Origin of the sequence: Pseudochrobactrum kiredjianiae (assembly GCF_030362795.1) — a bacterium.
GTDB lineage: Bacteria > Pseudomonadota > Alphaproteobacteria > Rhizobiales > Rhizobiaceae > Pseudochrobactrum > Pseudochrobactrum kiredjianiae.
In genome coordinates this window covers 805,615-832,486 of sequence record NZ_JAUCBM010000001.1, presented here as the reverse complement: position 1 = coordinate 832,486, position 26,872 = coordinate 805,615, and the positions used below count along the sequence as shown (strand labels likewise).

Genomic DNA, 26,872 nt, shown 5'->3' with positions numbered 1-26,872 from the left:
CCTGAACTGAAAAGCTTCGGTACATATTTGCCATCAAAAGCGCGCGAAGAAGACGCGAGCAAGAAATACCAGACAGAATCCTTCTTTGAAAAAATCGAAACTCCGGATTATGTCATCAGAGCAAAAGCCGCCTTTATTGCAGCAGGCGCACGCGCATTTCCTGACTTGGGAACAGTGACCGTTGAAGCAATCGTCAACGAACTGAAATCCGCACTCCATAATGAAGCGGACAAGTTACAGCACTTACAAAACGCGTGGGCATCCCTGTCATCGGCTACAGCCAGCTGTACAGAAGTACTTTCTCATGACCCGCAAGGCGAGCTTGCAGCACGTCAACTTAAAGCAGCAATTATATCCGCACAGAAAACCGGCATTGAAACATTGAACCGGCGCTGGGAAGAATATCAGGCTCAGGAATCCATTTTACTTTCTGCCTTCGGCTGGCTGCCTGTGGTGGCCAAAAAGCGGATGCAAAAAGCACGCCTGTTTTTACGCGACATCTGGCCTGACCCGCGCTCTTTGGAAAGTATCCGGCAATTTGCCGAAATTGAAAATACGATCAAGGCAGATGTCAGACGGCTCGATCAGGAGCTGAGCCTGCAATACCAAGCGGTATCTCAGGCTCAGTCCTTAATTCACAATCAAGAACAGTGTCAAAAACAGTGGGACAACACGCTGACATCTATTGGCTTGCCGTCATCAAATGACTTTTCAGAAATTGACGCTGAGACTGACAAGCTTGTGCGGTTTAAAATATTTCTGCTGACCACCCATTACTGGGAAGGTCGCTGGCTGCTTGAAATGGAAAACAATTTACCGGCCATTGAGCAACAGCGCGGAAAAACTGGCCGTAAGACAATCGAAGCGCGGTGGCGCAGGCGTATGATGCTGACACCTTGTGCCGTTTCCACCCTTGCAATGCTGCCGCAGAAACTTCGGGTACGTCAATGTATAAACGATGTGTACAGTGATGATTATCTTTATAACTACATTGATCTCCTGATTATTGATGAAGCAGGACAAGTCTTGCCGGAAGTTGCCGGTGCCTCTTTTACATTAGCCAAAAAAGCCATCGTGATCGGTGATACGCGCCAGATTGAACCTATATGGGCGATCTCTCAGCGTGTCGATCTGGGTAACTTACTGGGCAGCGGGATCATTGAGGGAGAAATTAGTGAAGACGGCTGGGAGCGTTTAAAAACAACCGGCAAATTAGCTTCCTCCGGCAGCGTAATGCAAGTTGCACAACATGCATGCCGCTATCATTATGATCCGCAAATGGAGCGTGGCTTCTACCTGTATGAGCATCACCGCTGTCTCACTGAAATCATCAATTACTGCAACGAGCTTTCTTATCAGGGCAAACTCCTGCCAAAGCGGATTCCAGATACAAAGCCGCCATTTCCACCTATGGCATATCTTCATATTCACGGGTTCTGCCGCACCAGCGGCACAAGCCGTGTCAACCATCTGGAAGCTGAAACAATAGCACTCTGGTTAGCCGAGAATAAGCAGGTTCTGGAACAACATTACGGCCAGAACATTGAAAATATTGTAGGCGTTGTAACGCCCTTTGCTGCACAAAGCCGTACAATCATCAATGCCTGCCACAAACAGAATATCGCAGCAGGAACCGGTAAAAATGATATAACTGTCGGAACAGTCCATGCACTGCAAGGCGCAGAGCGCGCGATCATTCTTTTCTCGTCAGTCTATTCCAAACATGAAGACGGTAATTTCATTGATCTGTCAAAAAGCATGCTCAATGTTGCTGTATCCAGAGCCAAGGACAGTTTTTTGCTATTTGGCGACATGGATGTTTTTGCATCAGCTTCGCCCGGTACTTCGCGTGGTCTGCTGGCAAGTTATATGTTTGCCAGAAAGGAGAATGCGCTCCCATTTTCCGTTCCCGCTCGCGGCGACCTTCAAGATAGCAATTCTGAACTTATCCACTTACAGAATGCAGAAGAACATGACCAATTTCTCTTACACTCTCTGAAATTAAATGCGCGTGACATCCATATTGTGTCACCCTGGATAAAATTGAAGCCACTACAACAATTTGGCTTTCTCAAAGCCTTTCAGGAAGCTGTGCAACGCGGAACGCGCATAAGCGTTTATATCGATCCTGAGCTGAATGCAGATAACCGAATGAATGGCGCATCATTATCTTACAATTATTTAAATTTTATCAGAAAGGCACTCACAAACATTGGCGTTACGATTGTTTATGTCCGTAAGATGCATAGTAAAATCGTTATTATCGATAAGAAAATACTTTCTGTAGGATCGTTTAACTGGTTAAGCGCAGACCGGAATGGCGAATATACGAGACACGAAACATCACTTGTCTACAAAGGCAATGTATTAAACAACGAGATCAAAACTATTCAGGAAAGCCTAGAGCAAAGAAAGACTTCGGAGCCGGTTTTTCCCGACGAATAAAAATGAACACTACACCCGACAGAAATATTGACGCCAATATACTGATGTGATGCTCTGGTCTAGATCTATAGGCTCAAACTAAACATATAGATTTAAACTGGCGCAGCCCATAAACATCTCATTCTGCGAAGCCGTCATTTATTTCGTCATAAGCAAGCATAGTCAGCTTATTATGTTCCTGTATCAGATTCACCGCCTGCGCAATCTGGCGGTTGATCACAGCATCCATCAAGGCCGTATGCGGCTCTAGCGAAAAAGACATCCGCAATGCCGGTGAAGCTTTCAAAGCAGCAGAAGAGGCTTCAGACTCCATATGCGGCATCGCTGTGCGTAAAGCCCGCCCATGACGGCGCATATGATCTGTCACCTGACGGTAAAACCGGCTCAACCACGGAGATTGGTTGGCAGAAATCAGCGCATTATGGAAAGCATCATGAAGATGAGACCAGCTTGTAAAATGTTCCTGATCACCTTCTTGCTCGAACGGCGGAACCTCCCGCGACAACCGGTAATGCGCTGCAACTATCCTTGCCTCCCATTCCTGATGACCAAATTCCATAGATTCACGCAGCAACTGAAGCTCAATCATGCCTTTCGTTTTAGTCAAATCGGCTAATTCAGCAATTGAAACCGAAGCAACGACATAACCTTTATTCGCGGTAGACTGCACTAAATGCTCAGCTTCAAGACGAGATAATGCCTCACGCAATGGCGTCCACCCAACACCATAAGACTCGCGGATTGCACCGAGCCTGAGCGGAGTATCCGGCGCCAACCGCACTTCTAAAATATCCTGCCGTAAGGTTTGGTAGGCATGCTCTGTTTTTGTCACAGTTTCTTGGCTCAACAACTTGTCCCCTTCTCACCATTACTCTCATAATTGGGTGAAAAGTAAATTATATAATTTGCGTCATTATCAATATGAGCTTCAAATCGCGGGTACCTTCATCCGAAAAGGATATGGCACTCTAATACCAAGACGGCTCAAGATGCTAACGCATCATGTCTTGAAAATGTTCCATTGCCACACAGGCTTAACCAAAGTCCAATGAGTTTCACTCAATGAGCTTTGATATAACACCTTATATCTACAGCATAAAACAGTATTCCGGCGGGATCAGTGCCGTGTAAGACCTGAATAAAGCGGCCATTGCGCTGTGTCGCTACGCTGTCAAAACCAATATTCTGATTATTCCGCCGCAGGCACTGATATGCAATGGCGGCTTACTCAGTTTGGGACGCTATCTCTGTATTTGCCTTAAGGCTGGCTAAGTAAAAGTGATATCCCCTGCCCTACGCCTACACACATGGTTGCCAAAGCATGTTGCGTATCATGATTTTGCAGTTCCATTGCGGCGGTTAAAGCCAGTCTGGCACCAGACATACCAAGCGGATGGCCAAGCGCAATTGCACCACCATTAGGATTAACATGGGCTGCATCATCGGAGAGCCCGAGCTGGCGCATACACGCCAAGGATTGTGCAGCAAAAGCTTCATTCAGCTCAATCACACCAATGTCAGCAAGTTTCAGATTATGGCGATGCAGCAGCTTCTGTGTTGCGAATACAGGGCCGATCCCCATAATTCGGGGGGCAACACCACTCGTCGCCATACCTTCAACACGTGCAAGCACTGTCAGTCCGTAGCGCTCAACAGCTTGCTTTGAGGCAATAATCACAGCTGCCGCACCATCATTGACGCTCGATGCATTACCTGCCGTTACAGTTCCGTTTTGGCGGAACGGCGTTGTGAGTGCGGCTAGTTTTTCCAGCGAGGTTTCGCGCGGTTGCTCATCTTGTGCCACAATGGTTGTAGCACCCTTTCGCCCCGCAATCACATAAGGTGCAATTTCCTGTGCGAGACGACCGCTTTGAATGGCATGGCTTGCACGGGTCTGGCTCATCAGGGCAAAAGCGTCCTGATCCTGTCTGCTGATGTCGTAATTCTGCGCCACATTTTCAGCCGTTTCCGGCATGGATTCAGAACCATATTTGCCGTCAATCAGCGGATTGATAAAGCGCCAGCCAATGGTTGTGTCATAAACCGCATTCTGCCGCTGGAAGGCCGCGTCTGCCTTGGGCATCACGAATGGTGCGCGCGACATGCTCTCAACACCACCGGCAATAATAATATCGGCTTCCCCAAGCTTAATTGCACGGGCGGCATAACCAACCGCATCAAGCCCCGAACCACAAAGACGATTGATGGTTGTTGCCGGAACACTCTCACCAAGGCCAGACAGTAAAACCGCCATACGGGCAATATTGCGATTGTCCTCACCGGCCTGATTGGCACAGCCAAACACCACCTCATCAATCACGGCATTGCCAAGTGACGGAAAACGAGCCAGTGCCTCACGGATAACATGGGCTGCCATATCATCCGGCCGCACCGATGCAAGCGCCCCGCCATAACGGCCAATAGGTGTGCGGACACCGCCGATAATATAGGCTTCGCTCATGCACTTGTTCCCGTCGTTTTTGTTTTGCTTTGTGCTGCGGTAAACATCGGCCCGCCTTTATGGGCGGGAAAGCCATAACCATTGATCAGCACCAGATCGATATCACTTGGGGATGCAGCAATGCCTTCCTGAAGCAATTGCGTGCCTTCATCCGCCATGACCTGCAAGAGCTGAGCGATAATTTGTTTTGACGTAAAACTGCGTGCCTGAATGTTTTTCTCAAGCCGCACGGTTTCAATCAATGTTGTGACATCAGGATCGATCTGACGCTTGCCATCCTGATATTGATACCAGCCTTTGCCATTTTTTTGACCGAACCGACCTGCCTCACAAAGCCGGTCGGCAATCGGGGAGTAAGGCTCATCTGGAGAACGTGTTGCCGCCTGCCGTTTGCGCTTTGCCCAGGCGATTTCCAATCCGGCCATGTCATAGACCGCGAATAATCCCATCGCGAAACCGTAATCTTCCAAGGCTGCATCAATCTCGTGCGGCAGAGCGCCCTGCTCCAGCATAAATTCTGCTTCACGACGATAGGCCGAGAAAATCCGGTTGCCGATAAAGCCTTCACACACGCCGCAAACAATGCCCAGCTTGTTAAGCTTTTTGGCCACAGCAACGGTGGTTGCCAAAACATCCGGCACAGTTTGCGCACAATTCACAATCTCCAGCAGCCGCATAATATGTGCTGGAGAGAAGAAATGCATGCCGACAACCCGCGACGGATGGCTGATCTGTACAGCCAGCTCATCAGGGTTAAGATAGCTGGTATTGGTCGCCACAATCGCATCAGGACGTAACACTTTGTCCAGCTTAGCGAATAGCTCAGACTTAACTGTCAGATCATCAAAGACGGCTTCGATAACCAGATCAGCAGCTGAGAGTGCTGCAATATCCGCGCTGACGCTGAGATTAGCCTTCTGTTGCTGCAATGCCTGTTCGCTCAAGCGCCCCGTCTGGAACTGCTTGTCCAGCAAGGCAGTAATGCGCTGATATCCGGCAAGCGCAGCCTCTTCGCTTTGCTCATAACCAATAACCTGATAGCCACCGGCTAACGCGCATACCGCGATACCTGAACCCATCAGACCGGTACCTGCTATGCCAATGGTTGTCACTTTGCGGGTTGCAACTGTGCTGTCAGCGCTCTGTTTTCCGGCGTCGCGCTCAGCAAAAAACACATAGCGCAACGCACGGGCTTCTTCACTTTCGCGCAAGCGCAGGAAGGTTGCGCGCTCCTCGGCCAAAGCTTGTTGCGCTGGCAATGTTGCAGAGAGCGAAACCAGACGCAATGCTTCTGATGGCGCACCACGACCACGCGCTTTGCTCAGAATTTTTGCTGCGGTTTGCTCGGTATCTTCTGTTTTTACAGATAACTCCAATGTGCGGCGCGGCTGTGTACCAATCAGCTTTTTTGCAACATTTTGCGCCGTCAGCATTAGATTTTCCGGAGCGACAACCTCATCAATCAGACCATTCTTCAATGCTTCCTGCGCTGAAATCGTACATCCTGTACCAATCATATCCAAAGCAGCAGTCAGCCCTGTCAAACGTGGCAGGCGTTGTGTTCCGCCCGCGCCCGGCACAAGCCCCAGCTTCACTTCCGGCAGACCAAACTTTGCCGTTTCTGAAGCGATCCGGTAATGGCAAGCCAGAATAACTTCACAGCCCCCGCCCAGCGTAGGCCCGTTAATCGCTGCAATAACCGGTTTTGCTAATGCCTCTATCCGCGCGGTAACCTGTGGCAGTGTCGGCTCTGACGGTGGCAGATCAAACTCCCGAATATCCGCCCCCGCTGCGAAGAACTTCCCCTCACCGCGAATGATCAGCCCGTGCACAACACTATAGGTCTCAACCATATCCATGGCCTGCATCAGCCCCTCACGAATAGCGGCTGAAATCGCATTGACCGGCGGATTGCTGATCGTGACCTGCAAAAGGCCATGATCAACAAAACCCGAAACGGCATCTGAAAAATGAATGATCTTTGTTTCAGAACTGGCAGGCATGTTCACTCCCGTCAGTCCGGCACGACAGCTGTGACCTGAATTTCAATTTTGGCACGATCTTCAATCAGCCCCGCCACCTGCATCGCCGCCATTGCCGGAAAATGCTTACCGATCACATCGCGATAAGCCTGTCCGAGACCACGCATATTGGATTTATATTCCTGCTTATCGGTGAAGTACCATGTCATCGTAGTGATATGCTCAGGCCCCGCGCCGTCAACGGCCAGAATAGCAACAATATTCTTAAGCGTCTGGCGAACCTGTTCAACGAAATCATCGGTTTCGAACTCGCATTGTTCGTTCCAGCCGATTTGTCCGCCGACAAAAATTGTGCGGCCACGGGCAGAAATACCATTCGAATAGCCAATCGGCGCAACCCAGTTATCCGGTTGTAAAATCTTATGCATTCTGTGTCTCCAGATGATTTGAGAGCGCAGCGCGAATATCGTCAGGCCATGCGCAGGCTTTATGAGTGGTCATAGAAGTGGCGACAATTTTATGTTTTGCCGACCATAATAAATCGCCATTGGCGTGGATTTCATGCTCAAGCGACACTGAACTGCCGCCGACAGCCATAACTTTGAGCGTAAATTCCAGCTGGTCTGCATGAAAGCCGGGCTTCACAAAAGTCAGATCAAGGCGAACGGTCGGCGTTGCAATCTGCCTTTGCTGGTTAAGTGTTTTCCAGTCCGCACCAATCGAGGCAAAGAAGTCCTCCAGCACGCCTATCAGAATATTCAGATAGGAAGGGAAGTAAGCGATGCCCGAAGGGTCACAATCCCCGAAACGCAAAGGTCTTGTCGTGTGAAATGCCATGATCTGCCCTTACATTGATTTCAGCAATTCGCGGGCGATGATGAGCTTTTGTACTTCCGTTGCCCCTTCGTAAATCCGCAGAGCGCGGATTTCACGATACAGCTTTTCGGTAATCTCGCCGGTTTTGACACCACGCCCGCCAAACATCTGCAAAGCGCGATCAATGATCATCTGCGCGGATTCTGTGGCGGTCATTTTCGCCATAGCGGCCTGCATGGTTGTCGGCAGTTTTTGCACATCGCGGCGCCATGCAGCGCGATAAGTCAGCAGCGTTGCGGCATCCAGTTCCGTTGCCATCTCACCAAGAATAGCCTGCGTTAATTGCAGATCACTCAATGCCGAGCCAAACATTTTTCGGTTGCAAGCGTGATGCAAAGCCTCATCCAATGCCCTACGGGCAAAGCCGAGAGCGGCAGCAGCCACCGATGCACGAAAAATATCGAGCGTGCGCATGGCGATTTTGAAGCCCTCGCCACCTGCACCTAAGCGACGGGAAGCCGGAATGCGGCAATTTTCAAAACGGATTGTTGCCAAAGGATGCGGTGCAATCACATCAATGCGCTCGGCAATCGAAAAGCCGGGATCAGTGGCATAGACTACAAAAGCAGAAATACCGCGGGTGCCTGCCGCCTCACCGCTGCGGGCAAACACCGTATAAACATCAGCGATGCCGCCGTTGGAAATCCACGTTTTCTCACCATTGAGGATATAATCATCACCGTCACGGATCGCCGCGCATTGCATAGCGCCGACATCGGAACCGGCATCTTTTTCTGACAGTGCAAAAGCCGCCAGCCATTCGCCGGACGTCACCTTTGGCAGCACCTGCCGCTTCAACTCATCTGATCCGGCAAGACCAATCGCTCCGGTACCAAGCCCTTGCATAGCAAAGGCAAAATCAGCCAGACCATCGTGCCATGCCAGCGTTTCACGCGCCAGACAAACGGAGCGCGAGTCAATCTCTGTCCGGCCATTGTCGCCGGTCACTGCTGTAAGCAATCCGGCTTGCCCGAGCTGCTTCACCACCTGACGGCAAGCAGCATCGGTATCGCTGTGATCAATTGTCTGCAAAACACCGGAGGCTGCAAATGCGTTGAGCTTCTGCACAAATTCATGTTGCTGCGGCTCAAAAAACGGCAGTTCCAGATGCTCCAATACGGGGGCTGAACGGCAAAGGCTGGCTGTCATATCAGTTCCCCTCAAATTCTGGACGGCGTTTGGCTGCAAAAGCTTCAAAAGCACGGCGGAAATCCTGCGTTGCCATGCAAATCGCCTGTGCCTGCGCTTCAGATTCAATCATTTCCTCAATGCCCATCGCCCATTCCTGACGCATCATGGTCTTGGTAATCCCATGAGCAAAATACGGGCCATCAGCGAGCGTTCCGGCAAGTTTCTGCGCCTCACCAAGGAGATTTTCCTGCGCATGCAGATGATTGTAAAAGCCCCAGTCTTTGCCCTCTTCAGCACTCATAAACCGGCCAGTATAGAGCAGTTCTGCGGCACGCCCCTGCCCGATAATTCGTGGCAGAATACCGCAGGCTCCCATATCCGCACCGGCAAGACCGACACGGGTAAACAAGAAAGCGGTTTTGGCTTCCGGTGTTGCAAGGCGCAAATCCGATGCCATCGCCAGAATTGCGCCTGCTCCGGCGCAAATACCGTCAACAGCCGCAATAATCGGCTGCGGACATTTGCGCATGGCTTTAATCACATCACCGGTCATACGCGTAAAAGCCAGCAATTCCGGCATCGGCATTTGGGTCAGCGGTTCAATAATTTCGAATACATCACCGCCGGAAGAGAAGTTACCGCCCGCACCTATCAGCACGACTGTCCGGATATCTGAAGCATAGGTCAGATTTTGAAACAAATCGCGCAGCTCGGCATAGCTTTCAAAAGTCAGCGGATTTTTACGGTCAGGGCGGTTCAGTGTCAGTGTTGCCACCCGTCCGTTTTCGCTCACTTCCCAGAGAAAATGCTGCGCCTGATAGGTTTTGAACGCTTTCAAATGACTGTTCATGCTGATGCTCTGTTCACTCATCCTGCCAATACCTCGCCACCGGCAACCGCAATTGCCTGTCCATTGATGGAGGCGGCATCCGATGATGCCAGCCATAATACTGTATGTGCCACTTCCTCAGGCCGGATCAGCCGCTTCTGCGGGTTGCTCTGCACGAAATGCGCCAGCGCCTCTTCCTCACTGCGTCCGGTTTTCTCCATGATCTGCGCAATGGCATCGCGGATAATCGGCGTATCTGTAAATCCGGGGCAAACGGCATTGACCGTCACGCCCTTGGTCGCCAGTTCCAGTGCCAAAGCGCGGGTCAGCCCGACAACACCATGTTTCGCGGCACAATAGGCAGACACATAGGCATAGCCTGTCAGCCCGGCAGTTGAAGCAATATTGATAATCCGGCCATGACCGCCAGCGGCTTTAACGTCCGATAAAACCGCCTGTGTGACCTGAAAAACACCGGTCAGATCAACGGAGATCACCCGCGCCCACATGTCCTCGGTGGTCTTTTCAAACGGAGCGGAAGGCGCTTCACCGGCATTATTGACCAGAATTGAAACCGCACCGAAATTGGCTTGCGCCGCTTGCAAACCGATGCGAATTGCCTGCGCGTCCGTCACATCAAAACCACCGGCAACATGGCAGGCTTTGCGCCCTGCTGCCTGATCAAGTTCTGCTGCCAAGACCGTCAAAGGCTCATGCCGTCTGCCTGCCAGCGTAACATTACCACCTTTGGCAACAAATTCACGGGCAATAGCCGCTCCGATGCCACTGCCAGCACCGGTAATCAGGATATGTTTGTCCGTAAACTGCATATCATTCATGAATTGTCTCACTTCACTTAGCCTGCGCCGCACGGCTTAAATTCGTCTCATATTGTGTTTTTCCGGAGTAATATTGCTTCGGCCAAGCCACATTGGTCAGGCCGATTTTGGCAGCCTCATGCAATACCCAGGCCGCATCTGCCAGATGCGGGCGGGCGACCGCGCACAAATCCGCACGTCCTGCCGAAATGATCGAATTGGCATGATCGGCTTCCGAAATCGCACCAACAGCAATGGTTGGAATATTCACTTCATTGCGGATTTTGTCCGAGAACGGGGTCTGGAACAGGCGGCCATAAACCGGCTTCTCATGCTTCACAACCTGACCGGAAGAACAGTCGATCAAATCAGCACCGGCATCTTTAAACATTTGCGCAAAAATCGCTGCATCATCCGGCGTATTACCACCTTCAGCCCAGTCATGACAGGAAAGACGAACTGAAATCGGTTTGCCTTCCGGCCAGACAGCACGGATTGCGCGGAACACTTCCAGCGGATAACGGGCACGATTTTCATGGTTGCCACCATATTCATCGGTACGCTGATTGGTCAACGGCGACAGGAAACTGGAGAGCAGATAGCCATGGGCGCAGTGCAATTCCAGCCAGTCTGCACCTGTGGTCACAGCCAGTTCAGCAGAGCGGACAAAATCAGCCAGAACGCGATCCATATCCGCGCGATCAACTGCCTTCGGTGTCTGACTATTCACCAAATATGGCGCGGCAGATGCCGAAACTAACGGCCAGCTCTGATCGTCACTCACCGGCTGGTCAATGCCCTCCCATGCCGGTTTGGTCGCGCCTTTGCGCCCTGCATGGCCAAGCTGAATCGCAACTTTAGCATCAGAATTCTGATGCACAAAATCCACCAACCGCTTCCAGCCTGCTGCCTGTTCATCATTCCACAGACCAAGGCAATTGGGGGTAATACGGCCATCGGGTGAAACGCAGGTCATTTCCGCAAAAATCAATCCAGCACCACCGAGCGCGCGCGCGCCTAAATGCACCATATGGAAATCATTGATTAAACCATCCTGTGCCGAATACATCGCCATAGGTGACATGACGATACGGTTTGGCAGGGTCACATCGCGCAGGCGATAAGGTGTAAACATCGGTGGTGTCTGACGACTACCAGTATTGGTATTAACCGGCAGACCGGATTTTTCCGCAAACCACTTTTCATAACCTTCCAGCCAGGTCTTATCGCGCAGGCGCAGGTTTTCATGGCTGATACGCTGCGAGCGGGTCAGCATGGAATACATAAATTGTTCCGGTTCCAGCGTATCGGCATAACGATGCCCGACTACTTCAAACCATTCCATAGCATTGCGCGCAGCATTCTGAATGCGTGCGACATCCACACGACGAATTTCTTCGTAAGTTTCCAGTGCTGCCGGAATATTGCTCTTATCATGGCCATGCAGCTGGAACTGACGGGTCAATTCAATTGCATCGTCAATCGCCAGTTTGGTACCGGAACCGATTGCAAAATGCGCCGTATGCGCCGCATCGCCCATCAGTACCAGATGGGAATTGCCGTTATAATGGCTCCATTTTCCGCAAATCAGACGGTTGAAGTTCAGCCATGCCGAACCGCGCAGATGCCGTGCATTGGTCATCAGCGGCGCGCCTTCCAGTACTTCCGAGAACAGATCCTGACAGAAATCTATCGACTGCTGCTGGGACATGCCGCCCAGACCGTGTTTCTGGTAAGCCTCTTCCGTCGTTTCAATGATGAATGTCGATGTTTTGTCATCGAATTTATAAATATGCGCCTGAAACCAGCCATGATCCGTCTTGCGAAAATCAAAGGTGAAAGCATCAAATAATTTATCCGTGCCAAGCCAGATATAACGGTTTGGCCGCACCACCATATCCGGCTCAAAAATATCAGCATAATGATTACGGATTTTGGAATTCAGACCATCCGAAGCGATAATCAAATCTGCATCCGGATATTGTGTATCGGCATCGACATCGGTTTCAAAAACCAGTTCAACGCCCAGCTCTTCGCAGCGTTTTTGCAGAATATTCAAAAGCTTTTTGCGGCCGATGCCGACAAAACCATGACCACTGGTACGTTGGCGTGTGCCTTTAAACAGCACCTCGATATCGTCCCAATGATTGAAAGCATCCTGAATTTGTGCGGCGCTTGTTTCATCCCATATCTTCATGGAATCCATGGTTGCGTCTGAGAATACGACGCCCCAACCGAAAGTATCATAAGGCTTGTTGCGTTCCACAACACGGATGTGATGTTCCGGATGGTTCTTTTTCATCAGCAGAGCGAAGTAAAGTCCGGCCGGACCACCACCAATACAAACGATACGCATCTTTAGTATCTCCCTTTGTCTGACCGAACTGTAACGGCATCAATCATGGTCATTTCCTTCAGGCACTCTGCCGCAGCATAAAGCGCTGAATCTTGCCCGTTACCGTTTTCGGCAAATCCTGAATGAAGCGCACCGAGCGCGGATATTTGTAGGGCGCGATAATGCTTTTCACGTGTTCTTGCAGGGCTTTAGCCATCTCTGCCGATGGCTCAACACCATCCCGTAAGATGACATGCGCTTCGACAATCTGGCCGCGTTCTGCGTCCGCCACACCGATAACCGCACATTCACGCACATCGGGGTGGACAAGCAGAGCCGCCTCAACCTCAGGCCCTGCAATATTATAGCCGGATGAAATAATCATATCATCAGCGCGTGCCGCAAAATGGAAATAGCCGTCTTCATCCTGAATGAAACTATCACCGGTCAGGTTCCAGCCATCACGGACATAGACCTTCTGGCGCTCATCAGCCATATAGCGGCAGCCTGTAGGGCCGCGCACTGCCAGCCGCCCGATCTGACCGCGCGGCACTTCCTGCATAGTCTCGTCAACGATTTTAGCTTCATAGCCGGTCACCGGCTTGCCGGTTTGTCCCGGAGCGGAATCCCCAAGACGATTGCTGATAAAAATATGCAGCATCTCTGTCGCACCAATCCCGTCAAGCATCGGCTTTCCGGTCGTCTCCATCCATGCATTATAAACCGGTGCCGGTAAGGTCTCACCGGCAGAAACCGCAATGCGTAATGATGACAAGTCCGCGCCCTCACTCATCGCCTGCAACATCACACGATAGGCGGTCGGCGCGGTAAAGCTGATTGTTGCTTTATATGTTTCAATCAGCTCCACCATTTTCGGTGGCGTTGCCTGTTCCAGCAATGCCGCGGCAGCACCAAAACGCAGAGGAAATATCGCCAGACCGCCAAGGCCGAAAGTAAAGGCCAAAGGTGGCGAGCCGACAAAAATATCGTCCGGCTGCACATTCAATACTTCTTTGGCATAAGTATCGGCAATCAGCAGCAAATCACGGTGAAAATGCATTGTGGCTTTTGGCTCGCCGGTTGTGCCGGAGGTAAAACCAAGCAATGCCACATCATCACGGCCGGTTTTCACACAATCAAAACGCACCGGCTTATTCAATGCCAGCCGGTCAAGTTCCGCATCATGATTGGCGCTGCCATCAAAACCGACCACAGTTTTAAGATAAGCACTCTCTGCCGCACAAAGCTGCATATCTTCCATCAGGCGCGTATCGCAAAGGGCAATGGAAATCTCAGCTTTATTGACGATTTGCCCCAACTCATAGGCCCGCAGCATCGGCATCGAATTGACGACCACAGCACCGGCCTTTGTTGCCGCCAGCCAACAGGCAACCATTGCCGGATTGTTCGCCGAACGGATGAGAACGCGGTTGCCGGGTTGCAAACCATAATCCTCGACCAACACATGAGCGATACGATTGCTCCAATCGGCCAGTTCTTTGTAAGTCCGGCGTCGCCCGTTGCCGATCAGCGCCGTATTATCTCCGAAGCCCTTTTCCACCATGGCATCACAAAGTTCATATCCGGCATTGAGTAGTTGCGGATAGGTAATAGAGCCTAATGGGAGTTCCGGCCAGAGGTCTTCCGGCGGCAAATTATTGCGCGTAAAATGGTCCGTATGTGCTGTTGGTCCAAGCATTTTTTGTTCCCCGGCAAGCTTATGCCCGCATCGTTATTTTTAAAAATGTCAGAAACTTCAAATTGTTATCGTGTCATGCATATCCTGATATTGGCACTGGAGCGGGTGTTCTACCTGTTTTAAGGCAGATGATCATGATCGTTTTGCAGCGCCAGAGCATGCTCAATCGTATCAATCACTGTGACCAGCTCGGTTGATTGTTGCGGCGACAAAACACTGAAAATCTCGCTGATCCAGCGCTCATGCGCTGCGGCCAGATTAGCGAACTCTTCGCGGCCTTTTTTGGTGAGGCAAACCAGCATTGCACGCTTGTCATTTTCCACAGGTACACGCAGCACCAGACCATCACTGACCAAACGCTCGATAATGCCGGTAACATTGCCATTGGAAACACGCAGGGCGGCAGACAATTCTGTCATTTTCAGCCCGCTCTCAAAACGATAAAGCGCAGCCATGACGTCAAAGCGTGGCAGGGTCGTATCAAACTCCGTACGCAGTTTTTCACGGATCACGGCTTCAACATGCTTTGTTGATTTCAGCAATTTAAGCCATGCGCGCAGGCTCTGTTTAGACGGCACAGTCTCCGCTACCGGACTTTGCTCCGCTAACTGCCCTTCTGCTTTTTTCATCATCTGACCTCGTTGCGATCCGCGATCCGGATCGCCTCTTGCATCACGTGTCAGGGAACCAAAACCAACGGGAATCCTGACACCAAAAAAAATCTGATCTCATGGTGTCACTTTCAAAAATAATTTCAAGCATAAAGTTTCATACTTAAAATTATTTTACAAATTTTCGCTTTAATACAATTATTTTCAATAGTTTGAGCATTGCAAAACACAAACGACAAAGGCTTGCAGCCAGATCTGACTGCAAGCCTTTGTGATTAAAGCATCTACAAATATGAACTAAAAATAACTCAAGTAGCGAGTTCTATACCTGTGAGCTCACAAAGCATCAGAAACAGCACATCAACGCCCTTGGCCATCTGATCGTAATCCGTCCATTCTTCCGGTGCATGGGAAATACCATTGCGGCTCGGCACAAAAACGAGACCGGTTCGTGCGAAATCGGCCATCACCATTGCATCATGCCCTGCGCCACTGACCATCGTCCGGCTTTTCAGGCCAAGTGCATTGGCATGAGACTGTAAGCGTTGATGCATTTGCGCACAGAGCGGCACCGGCGAGATGTAGATTTGCTGCTCCACATCAACCGACAAATCATTACCGCCTGCGCGTTCAATAATATCACGCGCCTGATCCAGCAGTGCACGTACCACATTCTCTTTTGGCGCACGGATATCTGCGGTAAAGACCACACGATCAGGTATGACATTCGCACCACCCGGATGAACTTCCATTTTACCCACAGTCAAAACAGCATCCTCACCAATTGTCCGCGCTAAATCCGGCAATTGCGCCAGCGCCGTCACGGCACCGACCAGAGCATCCCGACGCGCATTCATCGGCGTCGTGCCTGCATGTCCCGCCTGCCCGCGAAATATTGCCTTCAGCTGTCCGAGACCAACAATGCGGTCGACAATAGCCACATCATCGCCGCTCGTCTCCAGCACCGGTCCCTGCTCAATATGCAGCTCCAGAAACGCGTGAACCGAACCCGCCTCGCGCACGGCTTCATGCGCTTTGGAAGGGTCAAGACCATAGCTCTGCATCGCCTCGCGAAACAGCACGCCTGCATCATCTGCATAATCCAGCAACTCAGCCATATCCACTTTGCCGGTCATAATACGTGAAGCCAGCAGGCCGCCGCCGAAACGCGTTCCCTCTTCTTCAATCATCGCGATAAACTCAATCGGGCGTTCCGGCGCAAGGCCGCGCTCCTGTAGCTGAAAGGCAATTTCAAGCCCTGCGATCACACCTGCCTGACCGTCAAATTTGCCACCATTTGGCACCGAGTCAAAATGTGAACCGATCAGAACGGGCGCTAAATCAGGGGTACGCCCTTCCAGACGCCCGATAAGATTGCCGACCGTATCTTCACGCACAGTCAGCCCTGCCGCCTCCATCTGCACACGCAGATAATCGCTAGCCTGACGGAACTCCGGACTATAGGTCAGTCGGGTTGTACCTTTATCAGGAGTAGCGTTGAACTGGTTCAGCCCGTCAATCAGAATTTGAAGGCGTTGCGGATCAGAAAACTTGGGCATTACGAAAACCTGCGAATATTGGGACTAGAGCGCCATGCGTACTCTTGGACGCACAAAGGCCGCTCAAGCATTTTATGCTGTAGCCATTTATGATGCTTATGAAAACGCAGCGCAACACTCAAACTATTTTGAACCAATATTAAATTGGTTCGTCGTTATTCTTCTTAAAATTACTAATTTCGCGACATTAACTTTGCTATTTACGCTTAAAATATAATTATTAGGACATAAAATGCACTAAATCATTCACATCTCCGAGAATCATGCTACCAATAAATTAATTGGTTCAACTGATCCGCACTGTTTAATAGAATGAATGATCTCAGCCACAATTCAGATTTCGCTTTAGAAAAATTACGCGCTCTGCTGGCCGATCAGGGTGCAGATCAGGAAAGCCGTCTGCCATCTGAGCGGGATCTGGCTGCAAAGTTCAATGTCAGCCGTCGCGCGTTACGTGCAGCGCTCGATATTCTGGAACACGAAGGCCAGATTTGGCGTCGCCAAGGCCAAGGCACGTTCAGCGGCGAACGTCGTCCGACCGGTAATATGCCTGTCAACCAGATTGCGACTTTTACCAATCCGATTGAAGTGATGGATGTGCGCATCGAAATTGAGCCAGCGCTGGCGCGCATGGCAGCAGCGCGTGCAACACCGGCTCTGATTGAGCAGTTGGAAAAACTGGCGCAAAAAGCGGAGCAGGCCGACGATGTCGCCTCATGGGAGAAGTGGGATTCAGCATTTCACAGCAAGATTGCCGATGCATCCGGCAATCAGCTTTTCATCGCCATTATGAGCATTATTGATGAAATCCGTCGCAATGAAGCATGGCAGCAATTTCGGGCACGCGTCCGTTCCACAGGCCGTAACTCGCTATCAGTGACCCAGCACAATGCCATTCTTGATGCCATCCGGCGGTTTCATCCGCTGGATGCCGAGGAAGCAATGCGCACGCATCTGATCTCGCTGCGCGAGGCCGTTGTTGAAGAAATCGGTGGCTTTGCGCGGACGCAGGCGCGCCAGATCAACAACACAGACTAACAATTCCGATCCGCATTAAGAAATGCGGATCACCAGCAGAACGGTTTTTCGACCGGAGGAGAAAACCCGTTCTGTCCAGACTTTATGAAAACCAACGCATGATGTGACTGTTCAAAAGAACAAGATAAGGGGTGGAGATGAAATCAATCTATAAGATTGCGCTGAAAAGCGCGACATTATCAGCCGCAGCAATCGCTTTAACTTTACCGGCACTGGCTGCCGATTTGCGTATCGGCCTGCAGGATGATCCGGACGTATTGGACCCGCACCGCGCCCGCACCTTTGTCGGTCGTATTGTTCTGTCATCCATGTGCGATAAGCTGTTTGATATCAATGACAAGCTGGAAATCCAGCCGCAGCTCGCTAAAGAGTGGAAATGGTCTGAAGACGGCAAGACGCTGCACATCAAACTGCGCGACGACGGCAAATTCCATGATGGCACAGCGATTACTGCCGCCGATGTCAAAGCCAATCTGGAACGCGCTAAAACTTTGCCGGAATCCCTGCGCAAAAGTGAGGTCGCAGCTATTGATACGATTGAGGTGGTTGATGACACCTCGCTCGACATTCACGTCACAAAACATGATGCGGCATTGCTCACCCAGCTTTCAGACCGTGCCGGTATGATCTTGTCGCCTAAAGCCTTTACGGATGGCGATTTTACAAAAAATCCGATCTGCTCAGGCCCGTATAAATTTACCAGCCGCGTTCAAAATGACCGTATTGTTCTGGAAAAATTTGCCGATTATTGGGATGCCGCCAATTATCACTTTGATAAAGTGACCTATCTGCCAATTCAGGATTCCACAGTCCGCTTTGCCAATCTGCGCTCTGGTGATTTTGACCTGATCGAGCGCCTTGCATCTTCGGATATTGAAGCCGCCAAAGGCGACAGCAACCTGACATATCTGCCGGTCACCAGCATCGGTTATCAGGCGCTGACCTTCAACATGACTAAAGGTGACAAAGACAGTTTCCCGATTGGTCATGACAAACGCATCCGTCAGGCTTTCGAGCTTTCCCTTGACCGCAATGCTATCAATGAAGTTGTCGGACAAGGCGTATTCCAGCCTGCACATCAGCCTTTCCCGCCTTCAAGCTTTGCCTATAATCCAAAATATGACGCGGTGACGCGTGATGTTGAAAAGGCCAAACAGCTGATGAAAGAAGCCGGCCATGAGCGCATCAGTTTTGAACTGGCTTTCGGCAATTCAACAACATCCCAGCAGGTCTATGAGCTTATTCAGGCGATGTCTTCCGAAGCCGGTTTCGACATTTCCCTGCGCCCGACCGAGTTTGCGGCATTGCAGAGCACGTTGAAAGAAAAAAGCTACGAAGTCGGCCAGAGCGGCTGGTCAGGCCGTGCTGATCCGGACGGCAATATCCATCAGTTTGACACCTGCAAAGGCAGCCTCAATGATGCCGGTTTCTGCAATGAAAAAATTGATGCATTGCTGAATGAAGCCCGTGGCCTTCAGGATCAGGCACAACGCAAAGCACTGTACGATCAGGCACAGGAAATCCTGCAGGATGAACTGCCGATTATCTATCTTTATTACCAACCATGGATCTTTGCGACCCGTGCAAACCTCAAAGGTTTCTCGGCTCATCCGGATGGCATGATCCGCCTGAAAGGCGTGACTCTGGAACAATAACAGCGCGTTACCCGACGATTATGCCGGTTGGCATAATCGTCGGGTACCTTGTTGCAACACAGACTGATTAAGCTTTACCGCTTCAGGCCTGATGCCCGCTGTTCTGTTTTCAAGATAATGGAACTCACTCTATGTTCGAATTAATTATCCGGCGCTGCTTAGTGGTGATCCCGACCCTGTTTCTGGTCTCGGTCATCGTTTTCGGCATGCAAAAATTGCTGCCAGGCGACCCTATTCTGGCGCTGGCCGGTGAAGACCGTGATCCGCAAACCATTGCTTATCTTCAGGAAAAATACCGGCTCAACGACCCGATAGTCACGCAATATACCAGCTGGCTTGGCCGTATTCTGACCGGTGATTTCGGTATTTCCATCCGCACAGAAAAACCGGTGCTGGAACTGATCGTACAAAAATTGCCGGTAACCTTGCAGCTTGCAGCTTTTGCCATGATCGTTGCGCTGCTCATCGGTGTGCCTGCGGGGATCATATCTGCCGTGCGCAAAGGCACGCTGACCGATTACTCGATCAATGTGGCGGCACTCTCCGGCCTGTCTATTCCGAATTTCTGGCTTGGCATTCTGCTTATTCTGGTGGTGTCCGTTCAATGGCAATTGCTGCCTTCGTCCGGCTACACATCGCCGCTTGAAGATCTGGGACAGAATATCCGCACCATGATTATGCCGGCCTTTGTGCTGGGCACCGGCCTTGCCGGTGTGTTGATGCGCCATACCCGCTCTGCCATGCTCGGCGTATTACGCTCAGACTATGTGCGTACAGCCCGCGCCAAAGGCTTGAATGAAAAGACGGTTATCCTGCGCCATGCACTGCGTAATGCCCTCGTTCCGATCATCACACTGACCACTTTGCTGTTTGGTGAATTGCTCGCCGGTGCGGTTCTGACCGAACAAATTTTCACCATTCCGGGCTTTGGCAAACTGATCGTCGATGCGGTTTTCACCCGTGACTATGCTGTTGTGCAGGGCGTGGTGTTGTGTACTGCGGTTGGCTTCATCCTGATGAATCTCCTCGCCGACATTCTCTATATTATCGTCAATCCGAGACTGAGGGATGCAACATGAGTGCGCTCGCAATTCCGGTTAAGAAACAACCCAACCGCACCTTACAGAAATTCCTCTCAAACAGAGCCGCTGTTCTGGGCGCTATTCTGGTTGGCTTCTTCGCCCTTCTCGCTATTCTGGCGCCGCTCATTGCCGGTTATGACCCGCTGCAAACCAGCTTCACCGCGATCCGCAAACCACCGTCAGCATTGCACTGGTTAGGCACCGATGAGTTGGGACGTGATCTGTTCTCGCGCATGGCCTATGGCGCACGCACATCGCTGATGGCGGGTGTTGTTTCCGTCTTCATTGCAATGATTGTCGGTGTGCCTTTCGGCATTATCGCCGGTTATTTTGGTGGCTGGGCAGACAGTATTATCTCGCGGCTGATTGATGCGATGCTCGCCATTCCGTTTCTGATTATGGCGATTGCACTGGCGGCTTTTCTCGGTGCCAGCCTCACCAATGCGATGATTGCCATTGGTTTGTCTGCTGCACCAGTCTTTGCCCGCCTGACCCGTGGTCAGGTGCTCTCCATCCGTAATGAGGAATATATTGAGGCCGCTCAGGTTCTGGGTCTGCGTCATCCGCGCATTATCCTGCGCTATATTCTGCCCAATGCTTTGTCACCGATTATCGTGCAGGCAACGCTGACCATTGCAGCGGCAATCATTGCCGAAGCCAGCCTGTCCTTTCTCGGTCTTGGCCAGCAACCACCGAACCCGTCATGGGGTTCCATGCTGAACACAGCGAAAAACTTCATCTCACAAGCGCCATGGATGTCCGTATGGCCGGGAGCCGCAATCTTCCTCGTGGTTCTGGGTTTCAATCTGCTTGGCGACGGCCTGCGCGACGCTATTGATCCGCGCGAATATTAATAATTTTGAGGAAATTCCGATGAGTATGTTTACAACCCGTCCTGAAATTCTCGGCACCTTTGGTGTTGTCACGTCCACCCACTGGCTGGCCTCTTCTGCCGGTATGGCGCTGCTTGAGCGCGGCGGCAATGCATTTGACGCCGCAGTTGCAGCAGGCTTTGTTCTGCAGATTGTCGAGCCGCATCTGGTCGGCCCTGCCGGTGAAGTGCCGATTATTTTTCACTCCGCTAAAACCGGCAAAACCGAAGTGGTTTGCGGTCAGGGCGTAACACCGGGTGCAGCAACAATCGAGCGCTATAAACAGGAAGGGCTTGATCTGGTTCCGGGTTCGGGCCTGCTTGCAACCGTCGTTCCGGGTGCCTTTGATGCATGGATGCTGATGCTGCGCGATCACGGCAGCATGAGCCTGCGCGATGTGATGGAACCGGCGATCTATTATGCCCGCACCGGCCATCCGATGCTGCCGCGCGTTGCCAATACAATCCACGATCAGGCTGAGTTCTTTGAAAAAGAATGGCCGACCTCCTATGCCACATGGGCTCGCAACGGCAATCTCCCGCAGGCTCATGAACTGTTCACCAATGAAGTGCTGGCCAAGACCTATCAGCGTCTGGTGGATGAAGCTGAAGCCAAAGGCGGCAGCCGTGAAGAGATTATCGATCATGCACGCGACGGTTTCTATCGTGGCTTTGTTGCACAGGCGATTGAGGATTTCTGCCGTAGCACAGAGGCCATGGATACCAGCGGCAAACGCCATAAAGGCATTCTGACAGTCGATGATATGGCGCGCTGGAGTGCCACTTATGAAGAACCGCTCACCTATGATTATCACGGCTGGACAGTTTCCAAAACCGGCCCGTGGGGCCAGGGCCCTGCATTCCTGCAAACCCTCGCTCTGCTGAAAAACACCGATATTGCAGCGATGGCACCGGATAGTGCGGAATTTGTCCACACTACTATTGAAGCCATGAAACTGGCCTATGCAGATCGTGAAATCTATTATGGCGATCCGAATTTTGTCGATGTGCCTATGGAGCACCTGCTATCGGAAGAGTACAATGAACAACGCCGTAACATGATCGGCACAAGTGCCTCTCATGAGCTGCGTCCGGGTCTGGTTGCAGGTTATGAAGCCCAGCATGAGCGTGGCGTCGCACAGTTCCGCTATGCCGATGCCAACGCCAATCTCGCACCGGGTGCCGGTGAACCGACCATGGCGCACCTGCGTACTGAAAAACGCGGTGATACCGTGCATGTTGACGTGATTGATCGCTGGGGCAATATGGTTTCTGCCACGCCATCCGGCGGCTGGTTGCAGTCCTCTCCGGTTATTCCGGAACTCGGCTTCCCGCTCAATACCCGTGCGCAGATGTTCTGGCTGGAGCCTGATCTGCCAACCAGCCTTGCGCCACGCAAGCGCCCGCGCACCACACTCACCCCGTCGCTCGCCAGCTATCAGGGCACACCGCGCCTTGTCTTTGGCACACCGGGCGGCGATCAGCAGGACCAATGGCAGCTACTGTTGTTCCTGCGCCGTGTCCATCATGGCCTGAACCTGCAGGAAGGCATTGATCTTCCGCTGTTCCACACCATGCATTTCCCGTCATCTTTCTATCCGCGTGAAGCTATTCCGGGTCGCCTTGTGATTGAAAAATCCATTGGTGAAGCCGTGCTCAATGAGCTGAAGGCACGCGGCCATGATGTCGAGATTGTTGATGAGTGGACAGTCGGCCGTCTGACCGCAGCAGAGCGCGAAAATAACGGATTGCTGCGTGCCGCTGCAACACCACGCCTGATGCAGGCCTATGCGGTTGGTCGCTAACTCGGGAAAGCTTCACAGTGATAATGGGTATTGAAATACAGCAGCTGCTTTGGCTTGCTCTGGCGATGCTGGCAGCCGGTGGGATCACCGGCCTGCTCGCAGGCCTGTTTGGTGTCGGCGGCGGTACCGTCGCGGTTCCGGTGCTCTATGAGTTGTTCCGGATTATGGGCGTTCCCAATGATGTCCTGATGCCACTGAGCATCGGTACATCGCTTGCGATTATTATCCCGACGTCGATCCGCTCTTATAATGCACATCGTGCCCGTGGCATGGTTGATACCAGCCTGCTCAAACTCTGGGCGGTGCCGGTTGTTCTTGGCGTTATTGCCGGTAGTGTTATTGCGCGTTATGCACCGGCGGAAGTGTTTAAGTTCATCTTCATTCTGGTTGCCGGTGTTTCCGCAATCCGTCTGCTGTTTGGTAAAGACAGCTGGAAAATTGCAGACGAGCTGCCGGGCAAGCTGGCAATCCGTATGGTCGGTCTGGTGATCGGTATCCTGTCATCGCTGATGGGTATTGGCGGCGGACAACTCTCCAATCTGTTCATGACCTTCTATAACCGGCCGATCCATCAGGCTGTTGCCACATCGTCGGGCTTAGGCATCCTGATATCGATACCGGGTGCGCTGGGCTATATTTATGCAGGCTGGCCGCGTGCCGCCGAGTTTCCGGAAATTGCGGCGCTTCAGCCACCATTGGCACTCGGCTATGTTTCCCTGCTCGGTTTTCTGTTGGTTATTCCGACCAGTATTTTCGCCGCCCCTATCGGCGTGAAACTGGCACATAGCTTGTCAAAACGTAAGCTCGAAGTCTTTTTCGGCACCTTCCTGCTGCTGATTTGTCTGCGTTTTCTAATCAGCGTCTTTTATTGATAGAAAGGTTTTAGCATGCAAGAAGCTCTTCTGTCCGTCAAAGATCTCAAAGTTTCCTTCCGCACCGGCAGTCAATGGTCGCCGGTTGTTCATGGCATTTCCTTTGACATCAAGGCTGGTGAAACCGTTGCCATTGTCGGGGAATCCGGCTCTGGCAAGAGTGTTACGGCACTCTCGCTGATGCGCTTGCTGCCGCCGCTCAACAGCAAGATTGAAGGCAATGCAGTCTTCAACGGTGCATCGCTCACGCAGATTAATGATGGCGCAATGCGCCAAATCCGCGGCAATGAAATCGCCATGATTTTTCAGGAGCCAATGACCTCGCTCAATCCGAGCCTGACCATTGGTTTCCAGCTTGCGGAAGTGCTGATGACCCATCGCAGCATGTCCCGCGAGAAAGCCGAGGCTGAGGCGGTTCATCTGATGGAGCGTGTGCGGATTCCGTCTGCGGCAACACGTGTCAAAGATTATCCGCACCGGCTCTCGGGCGGGATGCGCCAGCGTGTCATGATTGCCATGGCGCTAGCCTGTAAACCAAAACTGCTGATCGCCGATGAGCCGACCACGGCGCTGGACGTGACTATTCAGGCGCAGATTCTTGATCTGATCAAAGAGCTGCAAAAAGAAGAAGGCATGGCTGTGCTCTTCATCACCCACGACATGGGTGTAGTGGCAGAAATCGCAGACCGTACCATCGTGATGCTGCACGGTAATATTGTTGAAACCGGAGACACAGCCGATATTTTTGCGGCACCGGAGCATCCATATACCCGTGCTTTGTTGTCTGCGGTGCCGAAACTCGGCTCAATGAAAGGGGAAAGCGCACCGCTAAAATTCCCTGAGATTGATCGCAGCACAGGCTTGCCGGTGGAACCCGCGGAGGAAGATCATTCTTCTGCAAAACAGGAAACCAGTACCGCAGAACCGAGAACCGTTCTCGAAGTTCGCAATCTGCGTAAATATTTCGATCTGCCAAAGAGCCTGTTCCGGCAACCGGCAGGACGGGTTCATGCCGTTGAGAATGTCTCCTTCGCGATTAAAGCAGGGGAAACCCTGTCGCTCGTCGGGGAATCCGGTTGCGGCAAATCCACCACCGGCCGCTCGATCATCCGGCTGAATGAGCCGACATCCGGTGAAATTCTTCTCAACGGCGAGAATATTCTTGGTATCAGCCAGTCGCAGTTTCGCGATAAGCGTCGTCAGATGCAGCTGATCTTTCAGGATCCTTTTGCCAGCCTTAACCCGCGTATGAAAATCGGTGAAGCTGTTGCAGAACCGATGATCGTGCATGGTTTGGCCAGTGCCTCACAAGCACGGGAAAGAGCCAAAGAATTGCTGAATCAGGTCGGGCTTAATCCGGCTATGTATGACCGCTACCCGCATGAATTTTCCGGCGGGCAGCGTCAGCGTATCTGTATTGCACGCACACTGGCACTTGATCCGCAGATCATTATTGCTGACGAGGCCGTGTCTGCGCTCGACGTTTCCATCAAAGCACAGGTTGTCAATCTGATGCTGGAATTACAGGACAAGCTTGATCTGGCCTTCCTCTTCATCTCCCATGACATGGCCGTAGTGGAGCGGATCAGTCACCGTGTGGCCGTGATGTATCTGGGAGAAATTGTTGAAATCGGCGCACGGGAAAGCATTTTCAGCAATCCGCAGCATCCTTATACCAAGCGCCTGCTATCAGCGGTGCCGGTGCCTGATCCTGCAACACGCGGCTCCAAGCCGAAGCTCAAAGTTAATGAGTTGAAAAGCCCTGTACGCGCTATGGATTATCAACCGCCTGTTCGCCAGATGCTGGAAGCGGGACCTGACCACTATGTGCAACAATGGGGCGATGAGTGGCATTAATTCACACATCAACAAGCAACCGGCGTTAAAGCCGGTTGCTACTTTTTCGCATGCGCTCTAACTGTCCAATCAAACAGGCATAAAGCGGGAGTTGGCATGGCCTATAATATTATTCTTTCACAGGGTCGCATTGCCGATCGCACCGTAGGCGCAATTCCGGGTGCGGCATTGACAGCAAAACTGGTAGAGAAACTCACCTCTGCTCCTGTAACAACAATCGGCTCTCTTTCACCGGTCGTCACTGATGACTGGTCCGTCAGCCTGCCGCAAGCGCGTGACACATTAAACGGCATCAGCGACGCTCTGGACGCCACACTCAAAAACAATCAGATACCGGTGCTCGTTGCCAATACCTGCTCTGCCAGTCTGGCAAGCCTGCCGGTTGTTGCGCGTGAGCGACCGGACAGTGTTCTGCTCTGGATTGATGCGCACGGTGATTTCAATACGCCAGAGACCACCGGCTCCGGCTATCTCGGCGGCATGGTTGTCGCTGCCGCCAGCGGTTTGTGGGACAGCGGCCATGGTGCAGGTTTGCGCCCTGAACAGGTTATCATCATCGGCGGTCGTGATATTGATGAAGAAGAAGCTGCAATGCTGGCAAAAGCCGGTATCCGGATTATTGCCCCTGCCCAAACCACCCCTGAAACGGTTTTGCAGGCTATCGGTGATGCACCAATCTGGGTGCATGTCGACTGGGATGTGATGGAGCCTGATTTCATTCCGGCTGCATATAAAGTGGCAGATGGTCTGATGCCACAGCAGCTGCGTGATGTGTTCGCCGCCCTGCCGCAGGACAAGATTGCCGGTATTGAACTGGCCGAATTTGAAGCAGGCGATGATGCCGCTGCAAATAATGCAGCACTTGCGGTTCTCGAAGAGATCATCACCCCGCTGTTTAAGTAAAACAAAGGCGCAGTGTTATCCGACACTGCGCCTTTTCTGTTTA

21 protein-coding genes are annotated in these 26,872 nt (G+C 51.7%); 9 read left to right on the top strand and 12 right to left on the bottom strand.

What is annotated here, in order from left to right; translation table 11 throughout:
- Positions 1 to 468: 468 nt before the first annotated feature.
- Positions 469 to 2,445, top strand: coding sequence for an AAA domain-containing protein (locus QUF18_RS20475; RefSeq protein ID WP_377700460.1), 1,977 nt, complete (start codon positions 469 to 471; stop codon positions 2,443 to 2,445).
- A gap of 118 nt (positions 2,446 to 2,563) precedes the next feature.
- On the opposite strand, the gene QUF18_RS03675 is transcribed toward QUF18_RS20475, so the two are convergent.
- The 12 genes from QUF18_RS03675 to QUF18_RS03620 form a co-directional block, all read right to left on the bottom strand.
- The gene (locus QUF18_RS03675) at positions 2,564 to 3,292 is read right to left on the bottom strand and encodes a GntR family transcriptional regulator (RefSeq protein WP_289385314.1); all 729 of its coding nucleotides are present in this window, start codon (positions 3,290 to 3,292) and stop codon (positions 2,564 to 2,566) included.
- 411 nt (positions 3,293 to 3,703) lie between these two features.
- A complete protein-coding gene (gene pcaF / locus QUF18_RS03670; protein ID WP_289385312.1) occupies positions 3,704 to 4,906 on the bottom strand; it encodes a 3-oxoadipyl-CoA thiolase in 1,203 nt (400 codons plus the stop codon).
- Positions 4,903 to 6,909: a 3-hydroxyacyl-CoA dehydrogenase NAD-binding domain-containing protein gene (locus tag QUF18_RS03665; RefSeq protein ID WP_289385309.1), complete on the bottom strand. Its 2,007-nt coding sequence runs from the start codon at positions 6,907 to 6,909 to the stop codon at positions 4,903 to 4,905. Before QUF18_RS03665 ends, pcaF begins: the two co-directional genes overlap by 4 nt.
- Positions 6,910 to 6,920: 11 nt before the next feature.
- Positions 6,921 to 7,316 carry a RidA family protein gene (locus QUF18_RS03660; RefSeq protein ID WP_113944233.1) on the bottom strand — a complete coding sequence of 132 codons (396 nt, stop codon included), beginning with the start codon at positions 7,314 to 7,316 and terminating at the stop codon, positions 6,921 to 6,923.
- Positions 7,309 to 7,725: an acyl-CoA thioesterase gene (locus tag QUF18_RS03655; RefSeq protein WP_289385305.1), complete on the bottom strand. Its 417-nt coding sequence runs from the start codon at positions 7,723 to 7,725 to the stop codon at positions 7,309 to 7,311. The genes QUF18_RS03660 and QUF18_RS03655 overlap by 8 nt, the downstream gene beginning before the upstream one ends.
- Before the next feature lie 9 nt (positions 7,726 to 7,734).
- Positions 7,735 to 8,913 (bottom strand): acyl-CoA dehydrogenase family protein, encoded by a 1,179-nt coding sequence (locus QUF18_RS03650; RefSeq protein WP_289385303.1) that lies wholly within the window; start codon positions 8,911 to 8,913, stop codon positions 7,735 to 7,737.
- A 1-nt stretch (position 8,914) separates the two neighbouring features.
- On the bottom strand, positions 8,915 to 9,766 hold the full coding sequence (locus QUF18_RS03645; RefSeq protein WP_289385300.1) for an enoyl-CoA hydratase family protein: 852 nt from the start codon (positions 9,764 to 9,766) through the stop codon (positions 8,915 to 8,917).
- Positions 9,763 to 10,563, bottom strand: coding sequence for an SDR family NAD(P)-dependent oxidoreductase (locus tag QUF18_RS03640; protein ID WP_289385298.1), 801 nt, complete (start codon positions 10,561 to 10,563; stop codon positions 9,763 to 9,765). The genes QUF18_RS03645 and QUF18_RS03640 overlap by 4 nt, the downstream gene beginning before the upstream one ends.
- A 13-nt stretch (positions 10,564 to 10,576) precedes the next feature.
- Positions 10,577 to 12,898, bottom strand: coding sequence for a bifunctional salicylyl-CoA 5-hydroxylase/oxidoreductase (locus tag QUF18_RS03635; RefSeq protein ID WP_289385296.1), 2,322 nt, complete (start codon positions 12,896 to 12,898; stop codon positions 10,577 to 10,579).
- A gap of 58 nt (positions 12,899 to 12,956) precedes the next feature.
- On the bottom strand, positions 12,957 to 14,576 hold the full coding sequence (locus QUF18_RS03630) for an AMP-binding protein (protein WP_289385294.1): 1,620 nt from the start codon (positions 14,574 to 14,576) through the stop codon (positions 12,957 to 12,959).
- Between the two features lie 119 nt (positions 14,577 to 14,695).
- Positions 14,696 to 15,205 carry a MarR family winged helix-turn-helix transcriptional regulator gene (locus QUF18_RS03625; RefSeq protein ID WP_374806463.1) on the bottom strand — a complete coding sequence of 170 codons (510 nt, stop codon included), beginning with the start codon at positions 15,203 to 15,205 and terminating at the stop codon, positions 14,696 to 14,698.
- A 290-nt stretch (positions 15,206 to 15,495) separates the two neighbouring features.
- The gene (locus QUF18_RS03620) at positions 15,496 to 16,746 is read right to left on the bottom strand and encodes a Zn-dependent hydrolase (RefSeq protein WP_289385289.1); all 1,251 of its coding nucleotides are present in this window, start codon (positions 16,744 to 16,746) and stop codon (positions 15,496 to 15,498) included.
- A gap of 312 nt (positions 16,747 to 17,058) precedes the next feature.
- On the opposite strand from QUF18_RS03620, the gene QUF18_RS03615 reads away from it, so the two are divergent.
- The 8 genes from QUF18_RS03615 to QUF18_RS03580 all read left to right on the top strand — a co-directional run bounded on the left by QUF18_RS03615 (position 17,059) and on the right by QUF18_RS03580 (position 26,829).
- A complete protein-coding gene (locus tag QUF18_RS03615; RefSeq protein ID WP_289385287.1) occupies positions 17,059 to 17,784 on the top strand; it encodes a FadR/GntR family transcriptional regulator in 726 nt (241 codons plus the stop codon).
- A 137-nt stretch (positions 17,785 to 17,921) separates the two neighbouring features.
- Positions 17,922 to 19,439 carry an ABC transporter substrate-binding protein gene (locus tag QUF18_RS03610; RefSeq protein ID WP_289385285.1) on the top strand — a complete coding sequence of 506 codons (1,518 nt, stop codon included), beginning with the start codon at positions 17,922 to 17,924 and terminating at the stop codon, positions 19,437 to 19,439.
- Between the two features lie 131 nt (positions 19,440 to 19,570).
- Positions 19,571 to 20,518, top strand: a complete 948-nt coding sequence (locus tag QUF18_RS03605; protein WP_289385282.1) for an ABC transporter permease — start codon at positions 19,571 to 19,573, stop codon at positions 20,516 to 20,518.
- Entirely contained in the window at positions 20,515 to 21,375 is an 861-nt protein-coding gene (gene nikC, locus QUF18_RS03600; protein WP_289385279.1) for a nickel transporter permease, read from the top strand. Before QUF18_RS03605 ends, nikC begins: the two co-directional genes overlap by 4 nt.
- A gap of 19 nt (positions 21,376 to 21,394) precedes the next feature.
- Entirely contained in the window at positions 21,395 to 23,197 is a 1,803-nt protein-coding gene (locus QUF18_RS03595; RefSeq protein ID WP_289385276.1) for a gamma-glutamyltransferase family protein, read from the top strand.
- A 17-nt stretch (positions 23,198 to 23,214) separates the two neighbouring features.
- Positions 23,215 to 24,069, top strand: coding sequence for a sulfite exporter TauE/SafE family protein (locus QUF18_RS03590; RefSeq protein ID WP_289385274.1), 855 nt, complete (start codon positions 23,215 to 23,217; stop codon positions 24,067 to 24,069).
- 15 nt (positions 24,070 to 24,084) lie between these two features.
- Complete coding sequence (locus QUF18_RS03585) at positions 24,085 to 25,926, top strand: ABC transporter ATP-binding protein (RefSeq protein WP_289385272.1); 1,842 nt, start codon at positions 24,085 to 24,087, stop codon at positions 25,924 to 25,926.
- Between the two features lie 96 nt (positions 25,927 to 26,022).
- Positions 26,023 to 26,829: an arginase family protein gene (locus QUF18_RS03580; protein ID WP_289385270.1), complete on the top strand. Its 807-nt coding sequence runs from the start codon at positions 26,023 to 26,025 to the stop codon at positions 26,827 to 26,829.
- The last annotated feature ends 43 nt before the right edge of the window (positions 26,830 to 26,872 follow it).